The organism is Streptomyces sp. Ncost-T10-10d, assembly GCF_900091955.1.
GTDB lineage: Bacteria > Actinomycetota > Actinomycetes > Streptomycetales > Streptomycetaceae > Streptomyces.
This window is the reverse complement of the sequence record NZ_FMDF01000134.1, coordinates 1-15437: the sequence shown is the minus strand read 5'-3', so window position 1 is coordinate 15437 and position 15437 is coordinate 1. Positions and strand designations below refer to the sequence as shown.

Here is a 15437-nt window from a genome sequence, read left to right as displayed (position 1 = left end):
AATAATTCGACCTTCCACCACGCGAGTTACCAGTAATACTGATAATCTATTGGGACTTTATAGCATCCCTGTTTTCCGGGCGAGGATCGTTCGATTGGCCGGCGCAGGCCGAAGGGACCAGGGAAAGGCCGCCCGGGCTGGAACGGCCTTCCTTTCCGGTCAGGATCTCGCCGGACTCCGCCAGGACGGCAACGTGGCTGCGGCCCGGGTCGTGACGATGCAGCGGGGCCCACAGCGCTGTGGTGGCCTCGCGATCGGACGGCTGGACTCGCGGGACGTGATCGGGTCTGCTGTGGCTCATAAACGCCGGACCCGGGGCGGGGTCTAACGCCGATGAAGGATGCCGCCGTTCATGGCGACAACCACCGCGTGTGTGCGGTCACTGGCGTCGAGCTTGGCGAATATCCGCAGGAGGTGGGTATTCACCGTGGCCTCCCCGATGAACAGGCGTCGGCCGATCTCCGCGTTGGGCAGTCCGTCGGCCACCGCATCGAGCACCTCCGACTCGCGCGGGGTGAGTGCAACGGACGCGGGCTGCCGCGTTCTCGCCACCAGCCGTTGTGCGGCGCGCGGGGCGAGGGCGGTCTCACCCCGGGAGGCCGAGTGGATCGCTTCGACGAGTTGGTCGCGGGTTGCGTCCTTGAGGAGATAGCCGGTTGCCCCCGCCTCCACGCCGCGCCGCAGGACCAATCCGCCGACAGCTCCTGCCGGTTGAACCGCGTGTCCACCGGTCGGTGGACACAGCGACGTCGTCAGACCTCCCGGCGGCCGCCGAGGCCCAGGTGGATCGAGGTGCGTCATCTCACCGAAGGCGGCCCTACTGCGTACGCAGGGCGGCGGCGACGGACTCCAGGACCTCGATGGGGCGCAGCAAGTCCCCGTACCCGATCGGTGGCCTGCCGGTACGGGCCATCTCCAGGAACGCTTCGAGACCCGGCACGCAGTAGTGGGCGTCGAGGGTGAGAGTCTGCTCGACCACGGTGTCCTGAGTGAGCGCCATTGCGTGGAAGGGGATCTGGTGCGTGTCGTTCGGCTTCACGAAGTTCACGAGGACACGGGTGCCGCCCGCGGTGAATGACGCGGTGACGGTGGTGTCGGTGGTGTCGGTGCGTACGTCGGAGATCTCACCGGGGGCGAGCCGGAGAGCTACCTCCACCGGGTGGATGCCGTAGAAGAAGATCCCGCCGTACTCGCCGTCGGGATCGGCCGGTCCGGACGCGACGACCACGTGCGGATGTCCGCCCCGCGCGGTCCGGGCCACCAGCGCGTCGGTGTCGGGAATCCAGCGGAGCGCCGAGGATGACGTGAGCGGCGCTTCATGGGCGAGCGCGGTGTCGATCATGGCCTGGGCGTCCTCGACGGTGCAGGCCAGCGGCTTGTCGACGAATACCGGAAGCCCCTCGGCCAGGAAGGGGGTCGCCTGGTCGCGGTGGTGCGCGCCGTGCCGGTCCGCGACGATGACGGCGTCCACCAGTCCGAGCAGGCCGGCGGGCTCGTCGACGACCTTTTCTATCCCCCCGGTGGACGCGAGCGTGTCGTTGCGCCGACTGTGCCCGCCGCTGAGAGCCACGACGCGGGCGTCGCCGCCCGCCCCATGGACGTTGAGGTGGCCGACGATGTGGTCGACATGAGTGTTCTCGGTGCCAACGATCCCGATACGCATCAGGAGAGGCTACCTTCACGGTGACAGGCAGGTTGAGCGCACTCCCGGGCCACAGGGGGGCGCTCCTGGTGCTGTGGCTGCCTCCCGCCAGGGGCCGGCAGCCTCGCGCTGCGCCGACGGAGCGAGGCTGCCGGCCGGCCGGCCCCGACCGTACAGCCGCGCCGGACGTCAGCTGAGGGCGGCTGCCAGGACGGCGGCTGCATGGGCGATCAAAAGGTCGTCCGCCTCGGAGTCGGCATCGTGCTTGGTGGACAGAACAGCCATCACGATCGGCCCTTGGCCGGGCGGCCAGACGATGCCCACGTCGTTCGCGGTGCCGTAGCTGCCGGTGCCGGTCTTGTCGCCGACGGACCAGTCCTCATGAAGACCGGCGCGCAGGCGTTTACCACCGGTCGTATTGGCCAGCAGCCACCCGGTCAGCTTCTTCCGGTCCCCCGCCTCCAGCGCGTTCCCGAGGACGAGCTGCGCGTAGGTCTTCCCAATGGCGCGAGGGCTGGTGGTGTCGGACACACGCCCTGGTTCCGCCGAGTTCAGCTCCGGCTCCCAGCGGTCGAGCCGGGTCACCGAGTCTCCGATCGACCGGCAGAAGCGAGTGACGGACGTCGGTCCGCAGAGCCTTTCCATCAAGAGGTTCGCTGCAGTGTTGTCGCTGTACGAGATGGCCGCGCCGCACAGATCCTCAACCGTCATCCCCTGCGCAAGATTCTCGGGCAGACCGGTCACCGGAGCGCCTCCCGACCTCTTGATGTCCTGCTTCGTGTAGTGAATGATTTTCGAAAGGAACGTCCCGTCATGGTCGAGGTCCCTCAGGACGGCCCCGACGGCCAACGTCTTGAACGTCGAACACATGGGGAAGCGCTCTTCCGCCCGGTGCAGGACGCTCCTGCCCGTCACCGTGTTCCACCCGAACACCCCCAGCCGAGCGGCATGCTCCCGTTCGAGGTCGCGCAACTTCCGCACCGCCTCGCTCCCCGGGCCGAGGGTCTCCGCGGCCGATGAGATGGGAACAGCGGCCAGTGCCACCCCCAGGCCACCGGCGAGCACGGTACGGCGTGACGCACCCCTGCTTGATTTCAAGATCTTCTGCCTTCCTGCTCGTGCGGTCGTACTGCCTGCACACGACGCTTCCGACAGCCAACGGGTTGCACCACCAGGCAAGCAGGTCTCGTCCAGGCCCTGTTCCCGTACGGCTGCCGCCACCCGGCACATGGCTCTCCGTGGCGGATCAGAGGGAGGCCGGCCCCGTTCCTCGATGGTGCCGTTGCGACGTCACCTGCGGGACGGGCGGCTCCTGGGAGACGACGGGCCCCGGTCCGCGTGATCCCCCGCGCCCGGCTCCGGCGACCCCGCACAGGCCGGGGTCCGTCAGACCCGGCCTGCGCTCAGCCGGCCGAGCAGGTCATCCGTCATCAGGTCGCCGTCCGCTTCGACGTCCTCGTCGATCGCGCCCGGATCGAGACGGTACACACGGGTGCTCTCGCGGCCGTGGCGGCGCATGAACAGGTGGACCGTCAGGAACCCCAACGGCCGGTCGAACGCGGCCTCGATGCGCCTGGTCGGATACCGCGGTGCGGGCGGCACCCCGTTCGCCGCCACCCCGAAGTCGGTGTGTTCGCCGAGCGGTACCGGCATCGACCGGATCAGCCCGTCCGTGCGGTCCGATGCCCAGGCGTCGAGCGCCTTCCGGTCCGCGTTTTCAGCGCGGTCAGCAGGTCCCGCGCGGCCGCGGTGGCGACGTCCGCTCGCATACCGACCGCTTCCTCGGACTCGCTCCGCGCCGGGCCGTGGGCCGCGTCGGCGAGAATGGCGAGCAGGGGCCAGACAGACGTTGCAGAGAACACGGTGCCGGACGGGCCGAGCGTGGTCGCCCGCCGTGCGGTGAGCCTGTTCGCTGCACGTATGGATTGCGCTGCGAGCCGCGTAAGGAATGCCCCTGTGTCGGTGCAGCGGCCATCGGCGGGTTGGGTCCCGGTTGCCTAGCCGATGAGGGCCTCGTTGATCTGACGGGTGGTCTGCGCGGCGACCCGGGGGTTGACGGCAGCGTAGGAGGTGTAGGCATTCAGGCCGGTGGCCAGGGCCCAGCCGCGGCCCCGGGTCCAGGTGGCGTCGTCCACGCCGAGCGCGGCACGGAAGGCGGCCCGGCTCCCGGCGGACATCAGGGTGAAGGCGATCATCAGGTCGCAGGACGGATCGCCGATGCCGAGCTCGCCGAAGTCGATGACCGCGCTGAGGCGGCCGTCGACGGTCAGCAGGTTGCCGGTGTGGAAGTCGCCGTGGAACCAGACCGAAGGGCGATCCCATCCGGGAGCGCTCAGCGCCGCGTCCCAGAGCTCGGTCATGGCCCCGGTGTCGAATGCCCCGTCGGACTTCGCGATGGCGGCCCGCGTGGCGCGGTCCCGGTCGGCCAGCGACCGTACGGTCAGGTCGTCGCGGGTGTCATCCGCGGGCGTGAGCCGCTGAAGGGCGGTCAGGAACTCCGCCAGCTCGACGGCAGCCCCCGTCGAATCGGCCAGTGCCTCGACGGTCGCCACCTCGCCGTCCAGCCAGCGGGACACCGCCCATGGCCAGGGGTAGCCGAAGTCGGGCTCCCCCACTCCCACCGGTACCGGTATGGCCAGGGGCAGGTGCGGGGCGAGCCGGGGCAGCCACTCGGACTCCTTCTTGGCCTGCCCGATGGCCCCGGCGTGGCGGGGCAACCGGACGGACAGTTCGTCGCCGAGCCGGTGGATCACATGGTCCGAACCGGCCGGATCGAGCAGCTTCAGGGGCAGCTCGGCCCACTGCGGGAACTGCGTATCGACGAGCCGTCTGACCAGTGCTCCATTGATCGCGGGGCGCGTCCCCGCGGCTCTCCCGGTTGCCAAGAACGTCTCCTGCGTCCGGCCCGCTCCGTGCGGCGGGCAGTGGAGGCCATCTCAGTGCGTCGCGGGCTCGCCTGTCGACCGGATTACCGCTCAGAAGCACGCGTGGCCCTCCGAAGAGGCCGGAACCGTGCCCGGGCGATGCCGGTCGCTCCTCTCACCGGGGACGGACCGGCCGGCTGAGCCCGCTGCGGTTCAAGGGCGTTGAGGACCGCATCGCGATCACTCAGCAGTGGCGAGTCGGTCGTGCGGCTGGACGGTGACGAGTGCGATCCCCGCACAGCACACCGCGAGGAGCATCAGTTCGGCGGTCGAGGGCGCGGGCGCGGTCTTCAGCGCCCAGTCGCCCAGGCGCACGGTGAACGGAACGGCCAGTTGCACAGCTGCCGTGAAGACCGGCCCGCGGAGCAGGATGAGCCGGTGTTGTACGAGGTAGGCAGGCGCGTAGACGGCCGCGCCCAGCACCACGATGCCGCCGGTCGCGGCGAATGTCGGCGGGTGGGTGACCAGGGCGGGCAGGGCCATCGGGAGCAGCAGACAGGTGGCGGCCCCGAGCAGCACGGGCAGAACGGCGAGGGGCGGCAGCCCCGACAGCCGTTCCCGGTACAGGAACCCGTACACCGCGAACGCCACGGTCGCAGCCGCCACCAGCAGCAGCCCCATCCCGTCCAGGTCCCCCGCGTCAGCGCCCAGCGCCGCGTACCCGGACGCTGCCGCGCAGGCCAGAACTGCCCCCGCCGCCTTGCGTGGCCCGGACCGTTCGCCGAAGAACACCGCCCCCACCGCCACCGAGGCGCATGGCATCAGCGCGACGACGAGGTTGGTGAGCGAGGTGCCGATGCGCGGAATGGCCAGGAGGGTACCGGCCGCGTAACCGGCGAAGCCGAGCAGGCCCAGCAGCCATACGGTCCCCGGGCGGGCCGCGGCCCGGCGCAGATCGGCCCGGCCAGCCGCACTGGACGTGGCGACGGCGGTGAGCACCGCGCAGCACACCGCGGTGCGGCCCACAGCGACGATCAGCGGATCGGTTCCGGTGACCAGGGCGCCGGAGAGCAGCCACGTCCCCGAGAGCAGCAGCACGAGGGCGACCGGCACAGCCGTGGCCTTTCCGTAGAGGCGCGAGAGGCGGGCAGCGGGGCTCGGAGCCGTACGACCTGCCCTGTCGCCCATGGATGCCCCGTCGGGTGGCGGCCACGGCTTTCGCTCGCCACGAAGAGCCTCAGCTCGGACCGCCCATCATGGTGCGCCCGGGCGAAGGCGTCCACCGACTTGCGCGCCCGGTGGGAGCCTCACTCCGGCCAGGGGGAATCCAGGATGGTGTCCACGAAGTTGCCCCGCTTGAACCCGGCTGCGTAACGCTCCAGCACATCGGCCTTCACATTGCCGAAAGTGGTGTCCGGCTTGGCTTCGATGCCTTCGGTGAAGGCCCGGAGAATGCGCTGTTTGAAGTCGGGGCGGGGATGGAGGGCAACGATCGACGCACGGTCCGTGTCGCTGATGTCGGCGTACCCGATGCCGAGCACGTCGTACTCCACCCCCGCGGTCACGAGGGCGACCTCGGGTTCCATGAATGGTGGAACTCCCGGCGTCGTGTGGAGCGCGATCGCCTCCAGACGCGGCGGATGCTGTCCTCGGGCACGCCGTGGCTCTGCAGAAATCTCCGTGCCTCGTCGGCGCTGTCCACCTCGGACCGGCGCCCGCTCCCACGGAACTCCTCGTTGAGGCCCAGGTCATGGAACATCGCTCCGACGTAGAGAAGCTCCGGGTCGAAGCTCAGTCCCTTGTTCTGCCCCTGCAGGCTGCCGAAGAAGTAGACACGGCGGGAATGGTGGTAGATCAGGTCGTCGGTCGCATCGCGCACCAGCTCGGTGGCCTCGGCGGCCAGCTTGGTGTCGGGCACCGTCACTCCGGGGGCGGCAGGGAGGTCGGCACTTCTGGGCATGTGAACTCCATTTGTCGTACGACGTGTCGGCTCTTCCTGTCCGATTTTTCGGCCTGCAGCTCTCCCCCGCCCGGTCAACCGTCGGCTGCCTCGTCCCTGTCCGCCGGGGAGAAATGGAGATGGGCCAGGTCGTGCGGGATCGGGCCGTCGGGACGGAACAGGGGCGCGGTCTCCCCCTCGGCGGCAGCGGCCGGAGCGTCCGTGAGGCGAAGGCGGGTGCGCAGCCGCCCGTAGAAATCGTGCGGGCCGAGCCTGATGACGCGCAGACGACGCGGGGCCGCGTACACCCCTAGCCAGTCTCCGGCGTCCAGTACGCCGCGCAACTGGCCGTCGATCGTGACCGCGCCCTGTCCCGAGTTGGGCAGGACCCGGACCGCGACCGGTTCGTCCGGCGCGACGACCACTGTGCGGTTGAAGGTCATGTGCGGTGCGACGGGTGTGAACAGGACGGCGTCCATGCGCGGTGAGACCACTGGACCGCCTGCGGCGAAACTGTAGGCGGTCGACCCGGTGGGGGTGGCCATGATGACGGCATCGGCCGAGTACGAGGCGAGAAGCCGGCCGCCGATATAGACGCCGAGACTCACCTGCCGGTCGCGTGCGAGCTTCTCCACGACAACGTCGTTGAGGGCCGTGACATCCAGCGCCACTCCCCAGCCCTCCGCCGCGGCCTCCGCCTCCAGGTCGACATGGGGAGGCGGCAGCATCGGACGTCGTCCGTAGCCCATCAGGGCGTCGATGTCCTTGGGCACTTCAAGCACGCGGGAGGTTCTCATCGTCAGCGTCATGCGCTCCTCGACGTCCGCCCGGCCGCGGTGAACGGCGTCGAGCGCCCGGACGACGTCCTCGGCCGGCACCTCGGTCAGGAAGCCGACCCGGCCCAGGTCGATCCCGAGGACGGCGGCATGGTTCTTGGCCGCGATCCTGGCGCCGCGAAGAAATGTGCCGTCGCCTCCGAGCGTCACAACGAGATCGGGATTGCCCGCGACATGGGCCTCCTCCCGTCCGCCACGCCGGCGTGCGTCGTCGCGCCACACGTCGATGTCCGTGCAGGGAACGGCCTCGCCCGCACACCAGTCACGTACGACGCGCGCCGCGGCAATGGCCTCGGGACGGCCCTGGTGGACAACGACTCCCACCCGCTCGACACTCATCTCGCTCCGGCTCCGTATTCCGACGATGTCGCGATGTCCTGGTCCCACCTTGATGGTCCATGGGTGTGCCGGCTTCGTCGCCGGGCCGACAGATCGTCCCCGGTCAGGCGATCGGGCCCCTGGGAGAGCAGCGTGACCGGGCCACTGCGGGGGCAGTGTGGTCCGTCCACCGGGCGGCAGAACGGTGGGAAATGGTTTGCCTGCTCTTCATGCGTGCCGCGGGCCGGTCCGCCAGGTGCGACCAGGAGCAGGCGGGTGGTCCAGCCGTCCGGAGCGGTACCGTCTCGCTCCGGACGGCTGGAGACCGTCAGTTGCTGGTACGGGACCTGGCCTGGGGCCCGCACCGCGACGAGATCGCCGTCGTGCCCGCCGTCCGGCCCGGACGGTGCGCGAACCGTGTCCGGCGTCAAGTGCCCGCGCTTCCACGCGGCCGCCGGTACCGGCATCTGTCTGCAGGCCCGCACGGCGCGCTTCAGGACACCTGTGCGAGCGACGGCAACCTGGAGACGTACACCGTCGCCAGGGACGGCAGGCCCTACCGTGCCGCGTGTCGCAGCTCGCGACCGCCGAGCAGCGCAACATCGACGACCATGCGGTGTGGGCGGACGACTCCGCCCTCGTCCACACCCTCCCCGGCGACTACGGCTCGGACCTGTGGACCGTCCCGGCCGACGGTCCCGGTGCGGCCCGCCGGCTGATGACCTCCGCCGTCGCCCCGGCCTGTCCGGGGTGACGGCTCAGCGGGCCGGGCAGAGTGCCGGATGCGGGTCGCGAGTCCCGGTCATCCGTCAGGACTGCGCGTCCTCCGGAATGCTGACCAGCCAGCGGGTCTCCCGGCGGGGACGCAGATACAGCGCCCAGTAGAGCGTGGCGACAGCTGTGATCCCACCGGTCCACAGCAGGTACTCGGTCTCCTGCTGGGTCAGGATGTAGGCGAGCACGGCGATGAGCAGTACGGGAATCGCAGGCCACAGGGGCATGCGCCAGGCCGGTGCCTCGCGGTGCGTGCCGCGGCGGCAGAGCAGGGCGGCGACCGCGACCAGCAGGTACATGCCGGTGACGGAGACGCCGGTGACGCCGTACAGGGTATCGAGGTTGACGAAGCAGAGCGCCGCGCCGGGGACGCCGACTACCAGGGTCGCCACCCACGGGGAGCCGAACCGGCCGAGTCGGGACAGGGCGTTGTTGATCGGCTCGGGCCACGCCTTGTCACGGGCGGAGGCGAACAGGACCCGTGAGTTCTGGATGACCATGACGATGCCCGCGTTGATGATCGCGAGGGCCACGCAGAGGCTGACGAACGTACCGACGGCCGAGTTCGACCAGGCGGCGACCATGGTGTTGAGGTCGCCCGAGGTCAGGGCCGCGAGGTCCGGGGCGCCCAGCGTGATGGCGATGACCGGGACGAGGATGACCGCGGTGGAGATGGCGAGGGTGGCGAGCACGGTGCGGGCCACGTTGCGCCGCGGGTTCTCCAGCTCCTCCGAGAGGTAGACGGCCGTGGAGAAGCCCTGGGTGATGAAGAGCGCGATCGCGAGCCCGGAGACCACCATCATCGCGGTGACCGTGGAGGTCGTGCTGCCCGACGAGGCGACCGACCCGTGCACCAGTGCTGAGGCCCCGCGCTCGGAGTGCGCGAAGCCGAGAACGGCGACGACACCCGCCGCGATCACTTCGAGGACGAGGAAGATCCCGGTGATCCACGCGTTGGCGCGCAGGTCCAGGAGGCCGGCGAGGGTGGCGAGGACCATGACCCCGGCGCCCGCGGCGGGAGCCGGAATGTGCACGACGGGAGCGAGATAGTCGGCCGTTCCCATGGCGATGACCGGGGGCACGATCATCACGACCAGCAGGGAGAGCACGAAGACGAGCCATCCGGCCAGCCGTCCCGCCATGGTCGACACCATGGCGTACTCACCTCCCGCGCTCGGTATGAGGGTGCCCAGCTCCGAGTAACAGAAGGCGACCGCGATACAGAGCAGCGAGCCGATGGCGATGGTGAGGGCGGTGTACGTGCCCAGGCTGGAGAACAGGTCGGGTACGACCACGAAGAGGGTCGAAGCGGGCGTCACGCAGGAGAGCGTGAGCAGCGTCCCGCCCACGACGCCGATGGAACGCTTGAGCTTCTGTGGAGTGGGGCCGGTCGCTGGGGCGAGCGCCTGGGGAGCGCTGAGCGTTTCGGTCATCGTGCGATTCCGATCAACAGGTGCGGTGTTCTGAGCGCGGGAGCGGTATCGCCTCCAGACGAGGACGTGGTGAGTGGTTTCGTCGCTCCCAGCGCGACATGCAATCCTGACGAGTTCCGCAGGTCAAGAGCTGTTCACCTTCGGAATTCGTTGTTTCAGCGAGCAGATCTGACGATTTGGCGTTAAGAGCGCGTCATTCTTTGGGGATCGGCGGGTGCGGGAACCGCAGCAGGGACCGGTGCAAAGTTTCGTCCATTCCAAATCCCGGAAGGGTGCGGACGTCCCGGAGCGCCGCGATGCACGGATGGCCGCGGGTCGCGCATCCACGGTCTTGATGCCAGCCTGGAGTCATGGCTTGGGCGTCATGGACGACTCGCGGTGTGTTCTCCGGGCACGGTGGCGTGCTCACGGAGGAGGTCGGCGTCCTGTCCGGAGACCTGACCGTTCACACGACCTGGGCCGATGACACGGCCCAGGTCACTGTGCAGTACACGGGTGCGATCGACTGGTTCACCATGTCGGGCAGCCCGGTGCCGTGCTGCTCGGAGGACGACAGCCGGCGCCTTCACGAGGCGGTGGTGGAGTCCGTCCGGGAGGGGGCGGCGGCCACGGTGCCGAGGCCTCCGCCACAGAAGCCGGAGCAGCCGACGGGGAGCGCCCAGGAGTGAGGGCTGCGTCGGCGGGCGCGCTCCGGGCGTTGCGGTCCGGATCACCGGATGGCAGGCAGCGCACGGTTTCGGCTTCGGGCCCGGCTCGCGCACCGGTCCCGGATCACTAGGATCCCTTGCGTGAGAAGAGCATTCAGCGGCTGGACAGAGCAAGCGTTCGAGCTGCTTCTGCAGTTGGAGGGCATGCCCTCGCAAGAAGCTCGCGAGAAGCGCCGCAAAGAACGGGAGCGTCTCGTACGGCAGCCCATGATCGCGTTGCTGAACGATGTGGCCGACGCGGACCATGCGTACGAAGACTTCTCCGTCTGGGGGTTCCGCAAGGACCCGTGGTGGTGGCAGCACCAAGTGGCAGTGATCCGGATCGCTCGCAACGTCGAGATCGGCCTCCGCTTCGACCTCGACGGGCTCCGGATCAAGGGCGGCTGGACCTACCCGGACCCGGGGCAGGTCCCGTTGTTCCGCACGGCCGTTGCCGCGCAGGGCAGTGGCCCCGAGCTGGTGCGCGCCATCGAATCGCTGGGGGCTCAGGGGTACGAGATCACCGGTGACACCATGAAGCGCATGCCGCGCGGCCATGACCCCGGCCATCCCCGTGCCGACCTGCTCCGGTACCGCTCGGTCTCCGCTGCCCGTCCGCTCGGTGGGGACTGCGCGCAGCACACGCCGGCGTTGGTCGACACCGTGCTCCGAGCGGCGGAGGAGTTGCAGCCCCTGCTCTCCTGGCTCGCCGGCCATGTGACCGTTCCCGGCTCCCGCCGACGCCCCGCATGACGTCGCCTCCGCATACTGTCCACGCGGGTGAACGGCCGAAAGGCGGTCCCTGACCGACGGGTGCGGCCCCTTCCGAGGGGTCTGTTGGGCCCCTCGCCACCCGTCGGTACTGAACCGCCATCGGCGCTGCTGTGCGTCAGTAGGCCCCGAACACGTTGTCGATGGAGCCGTACTTGTCGGCGGCGTAGTTGCACGCTGCGGTGATGTTGGCGATCGGGTCGTAGCTGTCCATCGGCGTGCCGGGCACGTGGTAGGCACGGAACGTGGGGTCGATGATCTGGAGGAGGCCCTTGGACGGCGTGCCCTTGGCGGCGTTCGAGTCCCAGTTGTTGATGGCCAGGGGGTTGCCGGAGGACTCGCGCATGACGTTGCGGTGGATTCCGTTGTAGCTGCCGGGGATACCGTGCTTGGCCATGACGGCCAGCGACTCCTTGATCCAGCCGTCCAGATCGTTCGTGAACGTCGTGGGCGTCGCAGCCGGGGCGGCAGTGGTAGTCGCGGAAGTCTTGGAATCGGCCTGGGCACCGATTGTCAGCTTCATGCCCGGGCGAATGTCCGCGGGGTTGTCGCCGATGATCTCTCGATTGTCCTTGTACAGCTTCTGCCAGCCACCGCTGAGCGAATGCCCACGCGCGATCTTCGAGAGGGTATCGCCGGCGATCACGGAATAGATGGTGGGCGCGGCCTTCTGCCCGGTCTTTTCCTTGACGGTGGCGACGGTCGCCGCCGCGGCCTTGGACTGCGCCGGCGCGGCCGACGCGAAGCCGGCACCGACCAGCGGAAGCACGAGAGCGGCTCCGCCCGTGGTCGCGACGATGAGACCGCGGGTCAGCGAAGTGGACTTACGACGACGGTGGTTACCCGTAGCAGACATAGCGAATTCCTCTCCGTCGCCTACGAGGTGAGCTGTCGGGTTCGGACTGGAGACGTCCGGCCGCAGGCGAATGCGGCTTCACCCCGAGCCGTTCCGGATACCGGATCGGCGGCTTACCTGGGTCCCCCGTTCCTGCCGTACATGAGTGGTCGGATTGCCGGACGGCGGCAGGATTCGGCGTTCCGTCCGGATTGACGGTGACCGTAGGCGAGAAACGCCGAAAGGAACAAGCCCCCATTTTTGGATCACAATTCATTCGCAAGATCGAATCGCGGAATTGGCAGTAATCCACTTCACACCGCGAAGCCGAATTTCCCCCCACAGAAGGGAACCGGGCAGCGCGCCACGGCATCTTGAACTCTGAATGTGACTCACACCACGAGATTCACAAAACAGGCAATTCGGTCAGCGCCCGAGAGTCGCAACTCTCCCTAAATACCTCTTTATTGACCAAGAGATCATCTCTAAGCAAATCACTCATACTTGGACATTTGTGCGGTGGTCCGGGCCCTCTCAGGACGACCACACCCGACAGGACTCCACGACCTCCCGACCGACCGGTCCGCGGGCCGCTCGTCGCGCTCCCCCCGCGCGACATCGAGCTTTGCCTTTCGCCATCCGGGTCGTTACCGTTTTCAACGGCTCTGTTGTCTCCGATAGAGGTGGACGTTGCGCATCTGAGGTTCGCGATCATCGCGCCGTACGGCTTCAGCCGTACGCCCGTCACGCAGTGGCAGTGTTCAGTCCTGCCCGTGACCCCGCGTGGATGCGACCTCGGTGCATGAGCCGTCCTTCGATTTTTCGGACCGCCGCACCTCCCTCTCGGTTCGGTCGCTGCGTGGTGCTCGCATGCGAAGCCCCCATTCACCGCGCTTGCGACTGCGAGGATCACCATGGCGACACCCACCACCCCCAGCGCCTCTCTGACCTGCTCCGCCCTGTCCTTCCAGTGGCCGGACGGCACGACCGTCCTCGACGGGCTCTCCCTCAGCATCGGCCGCGGCCGCACCGGTCTCGTCGGGACCAACGGCGCCGGCAAGTCGACACTTCTGCGCCTGCTGGCAGGCCAACTGCACCCCTCCCAGGGCTCGGTGACCGTCGGTGGCAGCCTCGCCCACCTCCCTCAGAACATCACCCTCGACACGACGCTGCGTGTGGACGAGGCCCTGGGCATCGCCGGGCGGCGCGATGCGCTGCGCGCCATCGATGCCGGGGATGTGGACAAGAAACACTTCGAGACGATCGGCGACGACTGGGACGTCGAGGAACGAGCCCTCGCGACACTGGGGTCACTCGGACTCGGCGATGTCGAACTGGACCGCACCGTGGGCCAGATGTCCGGCGGGGAGACCGTCCTGCTGCGCCTTGCCGCACTGCTGCTGGAGCATCCCGAAGTTCTCCTGCTGGACGAACCGACCAACAATCTCGGCATCGCCAGCGTGCGACAGCTGACCAGCGCACTCGATTCCTACGAGGGCGCGCTGCTGATCGCCAGCCACGACCTGCCGTTCCTCGAATCGGTCGGTATCACCCGTTGGCTGCTCCTCGCGGAGGAGCTCCGGGACACCACCGTGGAGGAGGTGGGCGACCTGCTCGCAACACCGGAAGCGGACTGAGTGGCCGCGGACGTACGAGAGGCCGGGCTTGTCCGGCCCCTCGTACGTACAGGAAGGGGTGCAAGCCTTCAGCATGACAAAGGCCCGCACCCCCTGCCAGGAGTCAGAGCCTGGCGATGATCTTGTTCATCTTCTCGATCTCGGCGGTCTGGGCCGTGATCACGGCACCGGCGAGCTTCTTCGCGTCGGCGTTGCTGCCGTTCTTCTGCTCGTCCTCGGCCATGGTGACCGCGCCCTCGTGGTGGCCGATCATGAGCTGGGCGAACTTCTTGTCGAAGTCCTTGCTCTTGGCGGCCCGGAGGTCGCTCATGTCCTTGGCGGACATCATCCCGGGCATTCCCGAACCGTCCGAGCCGTGGTCCATGCCGGGCATGGACGAACCGTCGGACTTCGAGCCGTCGGAGGAGCCGCAGGCCGTCAGTGCCAGTGCGAGGGCGGCGAGGGTGCCGGCGGCCGCGAGGGTGCGGCGGCGGGCGGCGAAGTGGCGGGAAGCAAACATCAGAGGTTCTTTCCAGGTGGGTTGCGCCACGTCCGTGGCGCGCGGAAGGGGCAGGCTCGTCCAACCGGTCCGGCCTCGAAGGGCCGTGGACCGGCGGATTCCTGTCACGTCCGCGCGATGCACACCTGGAGCAGCAGTCCCCGGCCGGTCAACGGCGGTCCCCGCCGGGCCGGTCCGCGTACGGCCGCGAGGCGCCCGGCGAGTGTCTGGACCGTCACGAGCGCCAGGCCCAGCGACATCAGCAGCGGCAGCACCCGGTCACGGGCATGGGTGAATACGCACGACTCGCCGTTCATCGCAGGCATGGCGGCAGTCGCCTGAGCGGAACCGTGCCCGGCCCGCATGGCCGCGTGGCCGGCGGTCGCCTGCGCGGGTGCGGCCGCCGTGACGGTCATCGCGTCGTGGCAGCCCTCCGCGGCGCTCGCGGGTGCTCCGTGCATGAGGAACAGCCCGAGCAGGACGGCACAGAGCACAAGCAGCCGGGACGCTCCCGGTGTGCGTGTCCGTCCGCGTTCCACGGCTGCCTCGCTTGCTCGCTCGTACGGGTCGTACAGATCGACGCGTCGTAGTGGTCGACGCGTTGTACAGATCGACGGGCCCTGGGATGCCTGCCCGACGATACCCCCACCGGGTTTCCGGTTCCGTACCGCCCCGCCCGCCCCGGCTTCAGCGGTCGCGCTCGGCGCGCGTCCAGGCGGCGTCGCGGAGCAGGCGCAGGCCGTTGAGGCCGACGATGACGGTGGAGCCCTCGTGCCCGGCGACGCCCAGCGGGAGCGGCAGCGTGCCGGCCAGGTCCCAGACGACGAGGCCGGTGATGAAGACGGCCGCGATCACCAGGTTCTGCACGACGAGGCGGCGGCACCGCCGCGAGAGCGCCACGGCGGTGGGGATGGTGGCCAGTTCGTCGCGGACGACGACGGCGTCGGCGGTCTCCAGGGCCAGGTCGGAGCCGGCCCTGCCCATGGCGATGCCCGTGTGGGCCGCGGCCAGGGCCGGGGCGTCGTTCACGCCGTCCCCGACCACGAGCAGCTTCCGGCCGGCGCTCTCCATCACCTTGACCGTGTGCACCTTGTCCTGCGGCAGCAGACCTGCCCTGACGTCGGCGATGCCGACCTCGGCGGCCAGGCGGGCGGCGGCGCGCGGGTTGTCCCCGGTGACCAGCACCGGTGTGCCGCCCGTGAGTCGAGTGAGGCGGGCGACGGT

Annotated in this window: 14 protein-coding genes, 3 pseudogenes and 1 riboswitch; of the genes and pseudogenes, 4 read left to right on the top strand and 13 right to left on the bottom strand. The window is 69.1% G+C overall.

Annotated features, from left to right (window positions below; all coding sequences use genetic code 11):
- Nucleotides 1–324: 324 nt before the first annotated feature.
- From GA0115254_RS22060 to GA0115254_RS22025, 8 genes and pseudogenes are all read right to left on the bottom strand, one after another.
- Nucleotides 325–684, bottom strand: a pseudogene (locus GA0115254_RS22060) (LuxR C-terminal-related transcriptional regulator); the annotation flags it as partial.
- Nucleotides 685–817: 133 nt separating this feature from the next.
- Complete coding sequence (locus tag GA0115254_RS22055) at nucleotides 818–1663, bottom strand: Gfo/Idh/MocA family protein (RefSeq protein WP_093897023.1); 846 nt, start codon at nucleotides 1661–1663, stop codon at nucleotides 818–820.
- A 168-nt stretch (nucleotides 1664–1831) separates the two neighbouring features.
- Nucleotides 1832–2743, bottom strand: coding sequence for a class A beta-lactamase (bla, locus tag GA0115254_RS22050; protein ID WP_370740924.1), 912 nt, complete (start codon nucleotides 2741–2743; stop codon nucleotides 1832–1834).
- A 285-nt stretch (nucleotides 2744–3028) separates the two neighbouring features.
- Nucleotides 3029–3295 (bottom strand): hypothetical protein, encoded by a 267-nt coding sequence (locus tag GA0115254_RS22045; protein ID WP_093897021.1) that lies wholly within the window; start codon nucleotides 3293–3295, stop codon nucleotides 3029–3031.
- Between the two features lie 344 nt (nucleotides 3296–3639).
- On the bottom strand, nucleotides 3640–4527 hold the full coding sequence (locus GA0115254_RS22040) for an aminoglycoside phosphotransferase family protein (RefSeq protein ID WP_093897020.1): 888 nt from the start codon (nucleotides 4525–4527) through the stop codon (nucleotides 3640–3642).
- Between the two features lie 219 nt (nucleotides 4528–4746).
- Complete coding sequence (locus GA0115254_RS22035; protein WP_107451370.1) at nucleotides 4747–5694, bottom strand: EamA family transporter; 948 nt, start codon at nucleotides 5692–5694, stop codon at nucleotides 4747–4749.
- A 119-nt stretch (nucleotides 5695–5813) separates the two neighbouring features.
- A pseudogene (locus GA0115254_RS22030) lies at nucleotides 5814–6466 on the bottom strand (HD domain-containing protein).
- Between the two features lie 74 nt (nucleotides 6467–6540).
- Nucleotides 6541–7620, bottom strand: coding sequence for an NAD(+)/NADH kinase (locus GA0115254_RS22025; RefSeq protein ID WP_093897018.1), 1080 nt, complete (start codon nucleotides 7618–7620; stop codon nucleotides 6541–6543).
- 547 nt (nucleotides 7621–8167) lie between these two features.
- On the opposite strand from GA0115254_RS22025, the gene GA0115254_RS47720 reads away from it, so the two are divergent.
- A complete protein-coding gene (locus GA0115254_RS47720) occupies nucleotides 8168–8353 on the top strand; it encodes a hypothetical protein (RefSeq protein ID WP_093897017.1) in 186 nt (61 codons plus the stop codon).
- Between the two features lie 55 nt (nucleotides 8354–8408).
- Here GA0115254_RS47720 and GA0115254_RS22015 read toward each other — a convergent pair whose 3' ends face one another.
- Nucleotides 8409–9806 carry an APC family permease gene (locus GA0115254_RS22015; RefSeq protein ID WP_093897016.1) on the bottom strand — a complete coding sequence of 466 codons (1398 nt, stop codon included), beginning with the start codon at nucleotides 9804–9806 and terminating at the stop codon, nucleotides 8409–8411.
- A 350-nt stretch (nucleotides 9807–10156) separates the two neighbouring features.
- Here GA0115254_RS22015 and GA0115254_RS22010 point away from each other — a divergent pair, with 350 nt between their 5' ends.
- Together GA0115254_RS22010 and GA0115254_RS22005 are read left to right on the top strand one after the other, a co-directional pair.
- Nucleotides 10157–10474, top strand: coding sequence for a hypothetical protein (locus GA0115254_RS22010; RefSeq protein ID WP_093897015.1), 318 nt, complete (start codon nucleotides 10157–10159; stop codon nucleotides 10472–10474).
- Nucleotides 10475–10594: 120 nt separating this feature from the next.
- Entirely contained in the window at nucleotides 10595–11245 is a 651-nt protein-coding gene (locus GA0115254_RS22005) for a DUF2461 family protein (RefSeq protein ID WP_256102726.1), read from the top strand.
- Nucleotides 11246–11381: 136 nt separating this feature from the next.
- On the opposite strand, the gene GA0115254_RS22000 is transcribed toward GA0115254_RS22005, so the two are convergent.
- Nucleotides 11382–12119, bottom strand: coding sequence for a transglycosylase SLT domain-containing protein (locus GA0115254_RS22000; RefSeq protein ID WP_093897013.1), 738 nt, complete (start codon nucleotides 12117–12119; stop codon nucleotides 11382–11384).
- 4 nt (nucleotides 12120–12123) lie between these two features.
- Nucleotides 12124–12309: riboswitch (cyclic di-AMP (ydaO/yuaA leader) on the bottom strand.
- 703 nt (nucleotides 12310–13012) lie between these two features.
- Between GA0115254_RS22000 and GA0115254_RS21995 the strand changes: the two are divergent.
- Nucleotides 13013–13642 (top strand): annotated as a pseudogene (locus GA0115254_RS21995) (ATP-binding cassette domain-containing protein); the annotation flags it as partial.
- 196 nt (nucleotides 13643–13838) lie between these two features.
- Here the strand turns inward: GA0115254_RS21995 and GA0115254_RS21990 are convergent.
- From GA0115254_RS21990 to GA0115254_RS21980, 3 genes are all read right to left on the bottom strand, one after another.
- Nucleotides 13839–14234, bottom strand: a complete 396-nt coding sequence (locus GA0115254_RS21990) for a DUF305 domain-containing protein (RefSeq protein ID WP_093897012.1) — start codon at nucleotides 14232–14234, stop codon at nucleotides 13839–13841.
- Nucleotides 14235–14338: 104 nt separating this feature from the next.
- A complete protein-coding gene (locus tag GA0115254_RS21985; protein ID WP_141720894.1) occupies nucleotides 14339–14674 on the bottom strand; it encodes a hypothetical protein in 336 nt (111 codons plus the stop codon).
- A gap of 226 nt (nucleotides 14675–14900) precedes the next feature.
- Nucleotides 14901–15437: HAD-IC family P-type ATPase (locus tag GA0115254_RS21980; RefSeq protein ID WP_141720893.1), on the bottom strand; the 537-nt coding region annotated here is incomplete at its 5' end.

Coding starts and splice junctions, on each gene's coding strand:
- GA0115254_RS22055 (WP_093897023.1), bottom strand. CDS start 1,663: ATGCGTATCGGGATCGTTGGCACCGAGAACACTCATGTCGACCACATC.
- GA0115254_RS22045 (WP_093897021.1), bottom strand. CDS start 3,295: ATGCCGGTACCGCTCGGCGAACACACCGACTTCGGGGTGGCGGCGAAC.
- GA0115254_RS22035 (WP_107451370.1), bottom strand. CDS start 5,694: ATGGGCGACAGGGCAGGTCGTACGGCTCCGAGCCCCGCTGCCCGCCTC.
- GA0115254_RS22025 (WP_093897018.1), bottom strand. CDS start 7,620: ATGAGTGTCGAGCGGGTGGGAGTCGTTGTCCACCAGGGCCGTCCCGAG.
- GA0115254_RS22015 (WP_093897016.1), bottom strand. CDS start 9,806: ATGACCGAAACGCTCAGCGCTCCCCAGGCGCTCGCCCCAGCGACCGGC.
- GA0115254_RS22010 (WP_093897015.1), top strand. CDS start 10,157: ATGGCTTGGGCGTCATGGACGACTCGCGGTGTGTTCTCCGGGCACGGT.
- GA0115254_RS22000 (WP_093897013.1), bottom strand. CDS start 12,119: ATGTCTGCTACGGGTAACCACCGTCGTCGTAAGTCCACTTCGCTGACC.
- GA0115254_RS21990 (WP_093897012.1), bottom strand. CDS start 14,234: ATGTTTGCTTCCCGCCACTTCGCCGCCCGCCGCCGCACCCTCGCGGCC.
- GA0115254_RS21985 (WP_141720894.1), bottom strand. CDS start 14,674: ATGCACGGAGCACCCGCGAGCGCCGCGGAGGGCTGCCACGACGCGATG.